The sequence below is a fragment of the Ruegeria sp. HKCCD6157 genome (assembly GCF_013110685.1).
In the GTDB taxonomy this organism is placed as follows: Bacteria; Pseudomonadota; Alphaproteobacteria; order Rhodobacterales; family Rhodobacteraceae; genus Ruegeria.
This window is the reverse complement of sequence record NZ_WVRB01000001.1, coordinates 1-12,977: the sequence shown is the minus strand read 5'-3', so window position 1 is coordinate 12,977 and position 12,977 is coordinate 1. Positions and strand designations below refer to the sequence as shown.

General features: G+C 60.1%; 12 protein-coding genes. 7 read left to right on the top strand and 5 right to left on the bottom strand.

The annotated features are described in order from the left end of the window. The first annotated feature begins 1 nt into the window (after position 1). Positions 2 to 1,072, top strand: coding sequence for a polyprenyl synthetase family protein (locus GS612_RS00060; protein ID WP_216603480.1), 1,071 nt, complete (start codon positions 2 to 4; stop codon positions 1,070 to 1,072). On the opposite strand, the gene GS612_RS00055 is transcribed toward GS612_RS00060, so the two are convergent. The 4 genes from GS612_RS00055 to GS612_RS00040 all read right to left on the bottom strand — a co-directional run bounded on the left by GS612_RS00055 (position 1,063) and on the right by GS612_RS00040 (position 5,567). Next, positions 1,063 to 1,533 (bottom strand): hypothetical protein, encoded by a 471-nt coding sequence (locus GS612_RS00055; protein ID WP_171638660.1) that lies wholly within the window; start codon positions 1,531 to 1,533, stop codon positions 1,063 to 1,065. The two genes, GS612_RS00060 and GS612_RS00055, sit on opposite strands and share 10 nt — an antisense overlap. 72 nt (positions 1,534 to 1,605) lie before the next feature. Beyond that, on the bottom strand, positions 1,606 to 2,385 hold the full coding sequence (locus GS612_RS00050; RefSeq protein ID WP_171169801.1) for a carnitinyl-CoA dehydratase: 780 nt from the start codon (positions 2,383 to 2,385) through the stop codon (positions 1,606 to 1,608). 3 nt (positions 2,386 to 2,388) lie between these two features. Beyond that, positions 2,389 to 4,404 carry an acetate--CoA ligase family protein gene (locus GS612_RS00045; protein WP_171638659.1) on the bottom strand — a complete coding sequence of 672 codons (2,016 nt, stop codon included), beginning with the start codon at positions 4,402 to 4,404 and terminating at the stop codon, positions 2,389 to 2,391. Between the two features lie 2 nt (positions 4,405 to 4,406). Beyond that, entirely contained in the window at positions 4,407 to 5,567 is a 1,161-nt protein-coding gene (locus tag GS612_RS00040) for an acyl-CoA dehydrogenase family protein (protein ID WP_171638658.1), read from the bottom strand. Positions 5,568 to 5,647: 80 nt separating this feature from the next. Here GS612_RS00040 and GS612_RS00035 point away from each other — a divergent pair, with 80 nt between their 5' ends. Beyond that, positions 5,648 to 6,595, top strand: coding sequence for a GlxA family transcriptional regulator (locus GS612_RS00035; protein ID WP_171638657.1), 948 nt, complete (start codon positions 5,648 to 5,650; stop codon positions 6,593 to 6,595). A gap of 54 nt (positions 6,596 to 6,649) precedes the next feature. Here GS612_RS00035 and GS612_RS00030 read toward each other — a convergent pair whose 3' ends face one another. Continuing rightward, a complete protein-coding gene (locus GS612_RS00030; RefSeq protein WP_171638656.1) occupies positions 6,650 to 7,252 on the bottom strand; it encodes a helix-turn-helix domain-containing protein in 603 nt (200 codons plus the stop codon). A gap of 147 nt (positions 7,253 to 7,399) precedes the next feature. Between GS612_RS00030 and glyA the strand changes: the two genes are divergently transcribed. From glyA to GS612_RS00005, 5 genes are all read left to right on the top strand, one after another. Further along, on the top strand, positions 7,400 to 8,653 hold the full coding sequence (gene glyA / locus GS612_RS00025) for a serine hydroxymethyltransferase (protein WP_171638655.1): 1,254 nt from the start codon (positions 7,400 to 7,402) through the stop codon (positions 8,651 to 8,653). 11 nt (positions 8,654 to 8,664) lie between these two features. Beyond that, positions 8,665 to 10,047 (top strand): dihydrolipoyl dehydrogenase, encoded by a 1,383-nt coding sequence (gene lpdA, locus GS612_RS00020; protein ID WP_171638654.1) that lies wholly within the window; start codon positions 8,665 to 8,667, stop codon positions 10,045 to 10,047. Between the two features lie 14 nt (positions 10,048 to 10,061). Continuing rightward, on the top strand, positions 10,062 to 11,006 hold the full coding sequence (lipA, locus tag GS612_RS00015) for a lipoyl synthase (protein ID WP_171638653.1): 945 nt from the start codon (positions 10,062 to 10,064) through the stop codon (positions 11,004 to 11,006). A 25-nt stretch (positions 11,007 to 11,031) separates the two neighbouring features. After that, positions 11,032 to 12,405 (top strand): sodium:alanine symporter family protein, encoded by a 1,374-nt coding sequence (locus GS612_RS00010; RefSeq protein WP_171205224.1) that lies wholly within the window; start codon positions 11,032 to 11,034, stop codon positions 12,403 to 12,405. 78 nt (positions 12,406 to 12,483) lie between these two features. Beyond that, positions 12,484 to 12,906 carry a universal stress protein gene (locus tag GS612_RS00005; protein WP_171638652.1) on the top strand — a complete coding sequence of 141 codons (423 nt, stop codon included), beginning with the start codon at positions 12,484 to 12,486 and terminating at the stop codon, positions 12,904 to 12,906. Positions 12,907 to 12,977: the final 71 nt, after the last annotated feature.

The window sequence follows — 12,977 nt, the reverse complement described above, 5'->3', positions numbered from 1 at the left end:
TGTGAAATCCGGAACCGCGCATTTGGATCCTGCGGCGAAACAGGATTTTCTGAAAACCCTGACCTTTTACGGGGATCAGGCGCGCGAAACGCTTTTGGGCCTGTTGCCGACGGGTGAGCCTCAGGCCTATCTGTATGGCCCGATGCGCGATTACATCGAAACCTCGGGCAAAGGCCTGAGGCCCGCCCTGCTGTTGGCGACATGCGAAGCCTTCGGCGGAAACAGCGAGAATGCAAGGGTCTCGGCCGCGGTTCTAGAGCTGCTGCACAACGCTTTTCTGATCCACGATGACATCGAAGATCAAAGCGATTTCCGGCGCGGGCGCGAATGTATGCACAAGCGGCTTGGGGTACCCCTGGCGATCAATACCGGCGACGGGATGCAATCGCTTGCCCTGCGTCTGCTGCGTCAGAACCTGGGGCCGTTGGGCCCGGAAACCGGTATGCGCGTGGTGGATGAGTTCGACCATCTGTTGCAGCAATCCATCGAAGGTCAGGCGCTGGAGCTTGGCTGGATCCGCGACAATCGTTTGAACGTCGATGCATCAGATTATCTGAGGATGTGTCTGAAAAAGACCTGCTGGTACAGTTTCATTCACCCGATGCGCATCGGGGCCCTGATTGCGCGGCCACATGATGTCGCGTCCGGCGCACTGAATCTGGATGATTTCAACGCCTTCGGCTTTTTCCTGGGTGCGGCGTTTCAGATTCAGGACGACGTCTTGAATCTCGTCGGCTCACAGGACAGTTACGGCAAGGAAATCGGCGGCGACATCTATGAAGGCAAACGCACGCTGATGCTGGGCCAGCTTGGCCTGAAAGCGGAAGAGCCTGAACAGGCACGGTTGGCCGAGATGCTGTCAAACCCGCGCGATGCCCGGTCGACGCAAGATGTCGCTTGGGTGCTGGAGCGCATGAACCATTACGGCAGCATCCGCTATGCGCAGGACGCGGCAAATGATCTGCTGGCCGCGGCCCGGAATGAGTTCGCGCGGGTATTCGCGGGCACAGAAGACGGGCCGCGCGCGTTTCTGGGACAGTTCATGGACTATCTGGTGACCCGTCAGGTCTGAGCGCCCGCCACTTCGAAAATCACCACAACCGAGGTCTGGTCGGTTCCGGTACAGGCGATCCGACCGTGATATTCACCGGGTTTGGAGAGGTCGGGTATAGTCACCGCAACAGCCACATCCGTTGCTTCCCCCGGTTCAAGCTGGATTTGTGGCGGGATCACACTGATGCGGTTGGCCGGCAGAATGTCGCCGTTCGGATTGGTCAGATCGCCCGGTTCGAACTGCATCTGAACAGGGGCCGCGCCTTCGGGTGCCTCAAAGGACAGCAAAATGGTGGCGGTGCTGCCGGGATGGCAGGATTTGCGACACCTGAACGGACCGTCCAGATGTCGCCGCGGGCCCCGCTCTGTTTCGAGCACGCGGCGCGCAATATCGGAAATCGGTTGATCGTCGGGCTGCGGCGCAATCGGGCTGACCGCCCGAGATGCACTAACATATGGTTTTCGTTCGAAATACGGCATGCCTAACTGTGCACGTGCCGTGCGGATCAGTAAATGGTAAATTCACTTTCCGCGATCACGGGAAACGTCTGCCTATTTCCCTTTCCAGACCGGGTCTCTTTTCTCGGCAAAGGCGCGCGCGCCTTCCAGCTGATCTTCGCTGGCATAGAGAACGTCCACGGTTCTGAGCTGACGCTTGGTGATGCGGTTCATGGCATCCTGAAACTTGGCATCTTCGGCATCGCGTACGATTTCCTTGATCGCGGCATAAACCAGGGGCGGTCCCGAGGCCAACAACCGGGCCAGTTCCCAGGCGCGGTCCATCAGTTGATCCGAGGTGACGATCTCGTTCACCAACCCCCAGCGATTGGCTTCCTCGGCGTCGAACCAACGGCCCGTAAGCAGCAACTCCATCGCGATGTGGTAAGGGATGCGCTTGGGCAGTTTGACGCTGGCCGCATCCGCGACAGTCCCCGAGCGGATTTCCGGCAGGGCGAACGTGGCGTGATCGGCGGCAAGGATCATGTCGGCTGACAGGGCCAACTCCAGCCCGCCGCCACAGGCGATGCCGTTGATGGCCGCGATCACGGGCTTGTTCAGGTCGCGCAGCTCTTGCAAGCCGCCGAACCCTCCGACGCCATAGTCCCCGTCTACGGCATCCCCGTCGGCGGCTGCTTTCAGGTCCCAGCCGGGGCAAAAGAACTTCTCTCCGCCGCCCGTCAGAATGGCCACGCGCAGCCCTGGATCGTCGCGAAACGCGGCGAACACCTCACCCATCCGGCGGCTGGTGACAAGATCGATGGCGTTGGCCTTGGGCCGGTCCAGCGTCACCTCAAGGATCGCTCCGTCGCGGCGGGTTTTGATCGGGTCCATATCTCAGGCCTTTCTTATCAGAGAATCCACGGCAACGGCCTTGTCCGGCGTGCACAGGAGCGGGTTAATCTCGACCTCGCCCAGCGTGTCGGCATTTTGCATGACATAGGCCTGAACGGCCTCGACTGCGGCGATGATTGCATCCATATCAGCCGCCCGTTGGCCGCGATAGCCTGCCAAAAGCGGGGCGATTTTCAATTTGCCAAGCGCGGCACGGATGCCCTCGGGCGTGCTTGGCACCAGCACCGACGCCGTATCGCGCAGGATTTCGGTCAGCACGCCGCCCGCCCCCAATGTCAGGACAAACCCATGCGCCGGGTCACGGACGACACCGACCAGCAATTCGGCAACGGTTCCGGTGATCATCTCTTCGATCAGGATGCTATCTGTGCCGATGTCAGCAGCCACACTGGCCACGTCTTTGGTTTGAATGCCCAGCCGAACTGCGCCGTGTTCGGATTTATGCGCAAGCCCAACACCTTTCACGGCAAAGGGGGCTTCCATGTCCTGCACGGCCGAATGGGCCTCTGCCGGGCCGCAAACCGTGCGGCATTGCGGAACTTGCAGGCCGCATTGGGCCAGCGCCCGTTTTGATTCGCCTTCGGTCAGGGTTTGGGTCGCCTCAGCCGTTCCAGGCAACCAGACAGGATGCGCGGACGGGGGCGAAATCTGACCCGCAGCGCGCGTGGCCGCCAGTGCTTCGCGCAATCCCATGAATGGAACGACACCACCGGCCATCAGGTCTTGCGCGACGTCTTCAGGCAGAAGTTCCGGCAGCGTCGCAACAATCGCAAACCGGGCGCCGGTTTCGGCACGCACTCTCAATGCAGCTCGAGTTGCGCAACTCCAGTCCGTCGGATCCGTCGTCGGATAGTCGACGATCGAGAACGTCAGGTCGATGTCGTCACCCGTCATGCCCGACCAGGCCTGTGCCATCGCCTCTTCGTCGCGCCAGATATACGTGTGATAATCCAGCGGGTTGTTCAACGCGACCATAGGGCCAAGCGCATCACGCAAGCGCGCCCTTTTGTCATCGCTCAACTGCGGGAAACTCAGGCCCGTACCAACCGCCATATCCGCGATCAGGCTCGCCTCACCCCCGGAACAACTGATCGAAGCGATGCGGCCACCCGGCAGCGGCCCATAGCAATGCAACAGTTTCAGCGTCTCAAGAAAATCGGGCAACGCGGCCAGACGCGGAGTGCCCAGCCGGTCCAGAAGGGCCTGCGCGCCCGTATCGCTGCCCGCAAGCGACGCAGTGTGCGAGACCGTCGCGGCCTGTGCCTGCTCCGACGCACCCACTTTCAGGGCGACCAGTGGGGTGCCCTTTGAATAGGCCTTGGCGGCCAGCGCCTCCCATTCCCGGATGTCCTTGAACCCCTCGATATGCAGACCCACGGCGGTTACGCGCGGATCATCGATCAAGGCCGAGGCGATTTCGGCCTGGCTGGTCTGGGCCATGTTTCCGCATGCCATCATGTAGGCAATCGGCAACCCACGTTTCTGCATGGTCAGGTTGATCGAGATGTTCGAGCTTTGTGTCAGGATCGCCACGCCCTTGTCCACAGGGGTGGCCCCGTGCTGGTCCGGCCACAACAGCGCCCCATCCAGCGCGTTGATGAAGCCATAGCAGTTCGGACCAAGAATGGGCATGTCACCGGCTGCGGCAATCAGTTGATCCTGCAAGTCCCCGCCGGTGTCATCTTCGGCAACGGCCTCGGAAAAGCCCGAGGCAAAGCACACCGCCCCACCTGCGCCCATACTGGACAGGACACGAACGGCCTCGATGGTGGCGTGGCGGTTGATACCGATGAAAACCGCATCCGGGGCTTCGGGCAGGTCCTCGATGTGGTCGAAAACCTTGTGGCCCTCAATTTCCGACGCTTTGGGATGCACCGGCCAGATTTGACCTGCATAGCCCATGCGTTCGGATTGCAGAACAACCTGCTGACACCACGCGCCGCCACCGATGACAGCGATGGTTTTCGGGCGCAGCAGCCGGGTCAGGTCTTTGTTCATGGTCAGGCGCCCAAGGGACGTAGAAGATCGCGGCTGATGATGTGGCGCTGAATTTCGCTGGTGCCGTCCCAGATGCGCTCGACCCGGGCATCGCGCCAGAACCGTTCGATCGGGAAATCGTCCATCAAACCCATCCCCCCGAAGATTTGCAGTGTGGTATCCGTCACCCGCGCCAGCGTTTCCGAGGCATAGAGCTTGGCCGAGGCAATCTCGCGGTTCGATGGCAGGTTTTGATCCAGACGCCACGCGGCCGCGAGTGTCAGCCAATCGGCGGCGTCGATCTCGGTGATCATGTCGGCGATCTGGAAGCCGACGCCCTGAAACTTGCCGATGGGCTGGCCGAACTGCTTGCGCTCGGCCGCATAGTTCAGCGCATAGTCAAAGCAGCGCCGCGCGCGACCGACCGAGAACGCCGCGACCGTCAGGCGGGTTGCGTAAAGCCATTCGTTCATCACGGCAAAGCCGCCATCAACCTCGCCCAGGACCTGTGCGTCGGGTAGACTGCAGTTGTCGAAATACAGGATATAGTTCTTGTAGCCCTTGTGGCTGACCGAGTTGTAGCCCTCGCGCACTTCAAACCCCGGAGTACCGCGATCCACCAGGAAAGTGGTGATGCGTTTCTTGGGGCCCTTGGGGGTTTCGTCCACGCCGGTCGCGATGAAGACGATGAAGAAATCCGCATGTTCCGCGCCCGAGATGAAATGTTTCGATCCGTTGACAACCCAGTCGCCGCCATCGCGCACCGCCTGGCATTTCATACCACGCACATCCGAACCCGCATCCGGTTCGGTCATCGCCAGGGCGTCCATCTTGTCGCCACGTACGGCAGGCAGAAGATACCGTTCGCGCTGCTCGTCGTTGCAGGCCATCAGGATGTTCTGCGGGCGCCCAAAGAAATGGGTCAGCGCCATTGACCCGCGGCCAAGCTCGCGCTCGACCAAGGTGAAATCCAGATGAGACAGACCTGCACCGCCGACTTCCTCGGGGAAGTTGCATGCATAAAAGCCCAGATCGATACATTTCTGCTTGATCTGCTCACCCAGCTCAGGAGGCACGGTTCCCGAGCGCTCGACCGCGTCTTCATGCGGGTAGATTTCGTTTTCAACAAAGCTGCGGACCGTCGAGACGATCATGTCCTGTTCTTCTGTCAGACCAAACTGCATGGCGCGTGTTCCCTGGATCGGTGGTTGACCAACCAAACGCCATCGCCCATGGTCGCGACATGCAGAGTTGATATCAAATCATGCCAAATCCGAAAATCTTGACGCGACAATACAACATCCTGCTCTTCAACGGGTTTTCGAACCATTGCCTTGCAAACATGGTCGAACCGTTCAGGGCTGCAAACAACCTGTCGAGGCAGGTTTTGTATTCATGGCGTTTCTGTTCCATTGACGGAGACCCCGTGCAAAGTTCCAGCGGCCTTGTCGTTACACCGAATGGCTCAATCTCTGACCAGCAAGGCGACGTTCTGGTGGTCATGCCGTCCTATGGGTATCGCAAGCTGGACACGCGATCGACCACGCGCATCGTGCTGGCTGCGGCCCGGAAACACCGGCAAGTGGCCGGATTGGATACCGGCAGCTGGCTGCTGGCCCGCGCCGGTTTGCTGGATGAGCACCGGGCGACCATTCACTGGGACGAACTTTCCCGGTTCGAAGAAAGCTTTCCGGCCGTGGATGCGGTGCAGGAACGTTTTGTCATCGATGGCAACAGGCTGACCTGTTCCGGGGCGATGGCCGCGTTCGATCTGGCCTCGGCCCTGATCCGCAGGGATCACGGCCCCCTTTTGTCCATGGAAGTCGGGCATCTTCTGATGAGCCGAAATGGGCAGGATCATTACCCTTTGCCTCTGAAGTCCGAAGACACTTTGGTCAATCGCGCACTGGCTGTCATGCAGGCGAACCTTGAAACACCTCTCTCGATCAGGGAACTGGCCCGCAAGATCGGGTGTTCGCAAAAGCGGATCGAAATGCGCGTTCAGGCGGAGCTCAAAACCACGCCGCAGGCGCTGTACCGCCGGCTGAGGCTGAACCTTGCACGCAATCTGGCAGAAGATACGGAGCAATCCATCGCCGAAATCGCCGGCCGTTGCGGATATGAAAACGCCAGCGCCATGACCCGGGCATTCAAGGCAGAATTCGGCCAGACACCGACGGCGTTTCGCCACCGAAACCTGTCTGACGGCTGAATGGGGTGCGCATGGCGATGCCCGCTTTTCTGGACAACCAAAGAACCCTGGGGGCTATTCCAGCGAAACCCACAGCACCTTGGCGTCTTCTTCGCTGGTCGAAATACACCCATGCCCCATTCCGCTGTCATAATAAAGCGAGTCACCGGCCTTCATTGGCAAAGGGCGGTAATGTTCAGACACGAAGATAAGTTCACCGCTGAGCACATACATGAATTCTTCTCCGGAATGTCGGATCCACGTCTCGAACTCTGACAGGTCGCGCGCCTTGATCGTCGCGATATAGGGCAGCATCCGCTTGCTGGTCAGTTCAGGGCAAAGCAGTTCATGCAGGTAAGTGGGCGTATCCTTGATTTCCCCCTGGCCTTTCGGAGTGAAATCACGGCGGCCTGAAATGCCGGATTGACCCGACTGAAGAAATAACTGCGGCGTGCTCATATCCAGGGCCTGTGTCAGACGCCGTACAATGTCAAAGCTTGGCTTTGTCTGGTTGTTTTCGATCTTGGACAGCGTCGACCGCCCGATACCCGCAGCGCGGCCGGCTTCTTCCAGAGTCCACCCTTTCGCGCGCCGCGCATCGCGGATGGAGCGGCCCAGAGCCTCTCCTTCATCCTGAAATTCCTGTCCGGAAACATCATTTCGGCTTTCGTCGCCCATTGAATTCCCCCTGTTTTATCAAAGGTTACATGCCTCCCAATATATACGCAACTTCTTGAATAAGAGATTTATGTTGCCTAAAGCGCATTTATTCCCCTATAGGAAACAAAGTTTCGCACTGAGGATTCGGGGTAAAAGGAGGAGACTATGTTCAAAACGTCGCTGATTGAGGCAGATCCCGTCATTGCTGCGTCCATCTCACGCGAGGGTGAACGCCAGGCGGAACAGATCGAGTTGATCGCCTCGGAGAACATTGTCTCGAAGGCCGTGATCGAAGCGCAGGGTTCGGTCTTGACCAACAAATATGCCGAAGGCTATCCGGGCCGCCGCTATTATGGCGGCTGCGAATATGTCGATGAGGTCGAAGTCGAGGCGATCGAACGCCTCAAGAAGCTGTTTGGCTGTGAATATGCCAACGTTCAGCCCCATTCCGGCGCACAGGCCAACGGGGCCGTCAAGCTGGCGCTGCTGAACCCGGGCGATACCATTCTTGGCATGTCGCTGGACGCAGGTGGCCATCTGACCCACGGTGCGAAACCGGCGCAGTCCGGCAAATGGTTCCGGCCCGTGCAGTACGGCCTGACCGATGCAGGGCTGATCGATTATGATCAGGTCGCCGAATTGGCGCGGGCGGAGAAGCCCAGGCTGATCATCGCAGGTGCGTCCGCCTACTCGCAAAAGATCGACTTTGCCAGGTTCCGCGAAATCGCGGACGAGGTTGGCGCATGGCTGCTGGCCGATATGGCTCATATTGCCGGATTGGTGGCGACTGGCCTGCACCCCTCGCCCGTAGGACACGCACATGTCGTGACCTCGACCACGCACAAAACACTGCGCGGGCCTCGTGGCGGCATCATCCTGACCAATGACGAGGCGCTGGCGAAAAAGATCAACTCGGCCGTATTCCCAGGCTTGCAGGGTGGCCCTCTGATGCATGTCATCGCAGGCAAGGCGGTGGCCTTTGGCGAGGCACTGAAACCCGAATTCAAGGAATACATGCAGCGCGTCGTTGACAGCGCATCGGCCTTGGCCAGCGTCATGATGGCGCGCGGATGTGACATCGTTTCCGGCGGCACCCAGAACCACCTGATGCTGGTCGACCTGCGCCCGATCGGCGTAACCGGCAAGGACGCCGAGGCGGCGCTCGAGCGGGCCGGCTTTACCTGCAACAAGAACAGCGTTCCCGGAGATCCGGAAAAACCCACCATCACCAGCGGCATCCGTCTGGGCACCGCCGCCGGGTGCAGCCGTGGCTTTGGCCCGGAAGAGTTCAGGCAGATCGGCCATCTGATCGGTGATGTTCTGGAGGCGTTGGCGAAGTCTCCTGACGGTGACGAAACCGTCGAAAAGGAAACCCGCAAACAGGTTCGCGCACTTTGCGCAAACTACCCGATCTACTGAAAGTACGCGAAATGAATTCCTATGACCTCATCGTTATCGGGGGCGGACCGGGCGGCTATGTCGCCGCGATCCGCGCGGCTCAGCTGGGGCTGAAAGTGGCCTGTGTCGAAGGGCGCGGCGCACTGGGCGGTACCTGTCTGAACGTGGGGTGCATCCCCTCCAAAGCGTTGCTGACCTCCTCGGCCAAATATGCCGAGCTTGCACATCTCTCCTCCCATGGCATTGCGGTCGAGGGGGCCAGCATCGACGTCAGTGCGATGATGGGGCGCAAGGACAAGATCGTCGGTGATCTGACCAAGGGCATCGCGTTCCTGTTCAAGAAAAACGGCGTCGATCTGATCGAAGGCTGGGCCAGCATCCCGGCCACTGGTCAGGTCAAGGTCGGCGACAGCGTATACAAAGCAAAGAACATCCTGATCGCGACAGGATCCGAGCCGACCTCGCTGCCGGGGATCGAGATTGATGAGCAGGATGTGCTCAGTTCCACCGGCGCAATCGCGTTGCAGAGCGTGCCGGACCATCTGGTGGTGATCGGTGCAGGTGTCATCGGTCTGGAACTTGGGCAGGTCTGGGCGCGGCTGGGCGCCAAGGTCACCGTGGTCGAATATCTGGATCGCGTATTGCCCGGCATCGATGGCGAGATCGCCAAGCTGGCGCAGCGGGCGCTGTCCAAACGCGGCTTGAAGTTCCAACTGGGTCGAGCCCTAAAATCGGTTGAGAAAACCGCGGCTGGCCTGACCCTGACCGTAGACCGCGTCGGCAAGGACAAGGAAGAAGTGATCGAAGCCGACAAGGTTCTGATCGCTGTGGGCCGTCGCCCGGTGACGCGCGGGCTTGGGCTGGAAGAGCTGGGCGTGGCCGTGAACCCGCGCGGCTTCATCGAAGTCGACAGCACATTCCAGACGTCGGTGCCCGGTATCTATGCCATTGGTGACTGTGTTCCTGGCCCGATGCTGGCCCACAAGGCCGAAGAGGACGGCGTTGCCTGTGTCGAGATGCTGGCCGGCGAAGCCGGTCATGTCGATTACAACACCGTGCCGGGTGTGGTCTACACCGATCCCGAAGTGGCCTCGGTTGGTCAGACCGAAGAGGCCCTGAAAGACGCGGGCGTCGAATATGCTGTCGGCAAGTTTGCCTTCATGGCCAATTCGCGGGCGCGCTCGACGGGTGAAACAGATGGCGCGGTCAAGGTTCTGGCCGGTTCCGACGGCAAGATCCTCGGAGCCCATATCTGCGGTGCCCATGGCGGCGATCTGATCGCCGAGTTGGTACTGGCCATGACTAAAGGCGCGACCGTCGCCGAGGTTGCAGCAACCTGTCATGCGCACCCGGCGATGGGCGAGGCGGTCAAGGAAGCCTGCCTCGATGCCATGGGCCGCGCAATCCACGCGTAAGTGAGGACAGCCAGATGACCATCCAGCTTCGACCACGTCACCCGGAAAAGGCCAAGAAGGCCGACAGTGTCATCCCGCGCAAACCGAAATGGATTCGCAAGAAGAAGATCGAAAGCGCCGCGTATTACGAAACCCGGCTTCTGATGCGGGATCACGATCTGGCAACGGTCTGCGAAGAAGCGGCCTGCCCCAATATCGGAGAGTGCTGGTCCAAACGGCACGCCACCATGATGATCATGGGCGAGATCTGCACGCGGGGCTGTTCGTTCTGCAATGTGGCCACCGGCCGCCCCGATGCGCTGGACGCGTTCGAACCCGGCCGGGTTGCGGCAGCGGTCAAGAAACTGGGCCTGCGCCACGTGGTGATCACGTCGGTTGATCGCGATGATCTGGCCGACGGCGGGGCCGAGCATATCGCCCAGACAATCCGCGCCGTACGCCATCAGAACCCCGGCACCACTGTCGAGGTTCTGACCCCCGACTTCCTGGGCAAGGGCGACGCCGCAAAAATCGTCTTTGACGCAGCACCGGACGTGTTCAACCACAACCTGGAAACCGTCCCGCACCTGTATCCGACGGTTCGCCCCGGCGCGCGCTATTATGCCTCGCTGCGGCTGCTGGACGATGCCAAACGAGCAAACCCCGAGATTTTCACCAAGTCGGGTCTGATGGTCGGGCTGGGTGAAACTCTGAACGACGTGCGTCAGGTGATGGATGATCTGCGCGCAGCCAATGTCGATTTTCTGACGGTCGGGCAGTATCTGCAACCGACACCGAAACATCATCCGATTGACCGGTTCTGGTCACCCGAGGAGTTCGCCCAACTGGAGCAGATCGCACGTTCCAAGGGCTTTTTACACGTGTCAGCCACGCCGCTGACCCGTTCGTCGTTCCATGCCGACGAAGATTTCACTGCCCTCAAGCAGGCCCGCCAGCGGGCCATCGCGACCGGGGCATAAACCAAACGCAAATGGGAGGGAAACCATGGAAGCGTTAAATTCAATCGTAGGGGCCATCAATGGCGTCGTGTGGGGGCCGCTGATGCTGGTTCTCATCCTCGGCGTTGGCTTCTTCCTGCAGGTCGGGCTGAAATTCATGCCGATCCTGCGCATTGGCACAGGCTTCAGCCTGTTGTTTAAAGGCCGTGAAGGTCAGGGCGAAGGGCAGATCAGCCCGTTCAACGCACTGATGACTTCGCTGTCGGCGACCATCGGTACAGGTAACATCGCCGGTGTGGCCACTGCTGTCTTCCTGGGCGGTCCAGGCGCCTTGTTCTGGATGTGGATGACCGCCCTGGTGGGCATGGCAACCAAATATGCCGAAGCCGTCTGCGCCGTGAAATATCGCGAAAAAGACGAGCTGGGTAACTATGTCGGCGGCCCGATGTACTACATCAAGAACGGTCTTGGTGCGAAATGGGCCTGGCTGGGCGTGGCATTTGCCCTGTTCGGCGCGGTTGCTGCCTTCGGCATCGGCAACGGTGTGCAGGCCAACGGTGTTGCTCAGGTGCTGGAAGCCAATTTTGGCCTGAACACCTCGGTTACTGGCGTTGTTCTGATGGTTCTGACCGCAGCCGTTATCCTGGGTGGTATCACCCGCATCGGTGCGGTCGCCGGTAAGCTGGTCCCCTTCATGGCCGTTGCCTATATTATCGCGGGCCTGCTGGTTCTTCTCATCAACATCGGCAACATCGGTCATGCGCTGTCGCTGGTCTTTACCTATGCGTTCACCCCGTCCGCCGCAGAAGGTGGTTTCGCGGGTGCAGCCGTCTGGGCCGCCATCCGCTTTGGCGTGGCACGTGGTGTGTTTTCGAACGAGGCCGGTCTGGGTTCGGCCCCGATCGCGCACGCCGCTGCCGAAACCAAGGGTCCGGTCAACCAGGGCCTGATCGCGATGCTGGGAACGTTCATCGATACCATCATCGTCTGCTCGATCACCGGTCTGGCCATCATCGCGTCGGGGGCATGGACATCGGGTGAATCCGGTGCGGCGTTGACCAGCCACGCGTTCGAACTGTCACTGCCGGGTATCGGCGGGTATCTGATCGCCATCGCTCTGTCGATCTTTGCCTTCACCACCATCCTCGGCTGGTCGTTCTACGGCGAGAAATGTGTCGAGTTCCTGCTGGGCGTGAAATCCCTGATGCCCTACCGCGTTCTGTGGATCGTGATGATCTACTTCGGCGCAACTGCGGATCTGGGCTTCATCTGGCTGCTGGCCGATACGCTGAACGCCATGATGGCCATCCCGAACCTGATCGCCCTGGCGCTGCTGAGCCCGATCGTCTTCAAACTGACGAAAGAGTTCTTCGCCTCGGGCGGCAAGTCCGAAGAGCCGGGCGGCACACCTGCCGAATAAGCTCGGCCCCGCCAAAACGGGGGGCCATCCCGGCCCCCCGCCTTTGAAACCGAATTCCATATCTCGAGGAGAGACGTGATGGCCACGAAAATCCTGCTGCCCATTGATCACACCGACGACCGCTCGTGGAAACTGGCCCTGCCGGTCGCTTTGGAACAGGCAAAATTCTACGGTGCCGAACTGCATGCGGTTGCCGTCATCCCCGAGATCATCCAGCTGCCAAACCTGCCCGCCAACTATGGTGCCGGCGCAAAGGACCACGTGCGGGGTGCGGTTCAGGCGATTCTGGATCATGCCAAGGCTTCCGACGTGCCAGTCCATGTCGAAGAAGGCAGCATTTACCGCGAAATCCTGAAGCTTGCCTACAAGGAAGGCTTTGATCTGATCGTCATGGCATCGACCAAGGGCGATTTCCCGAACTACGAGATTGGCCCGAACCTGGCCCGTGTCGTGCGCAATGCGCATTGCACCGTCATGGTCGTTCGCGACCAGTCCCGCTGATTGAAAGGTTGAAGAAATGACCACACCGAAGCGCACGCCTCTCCACTCTTTGCACGTCGAGCTTGGCGGGA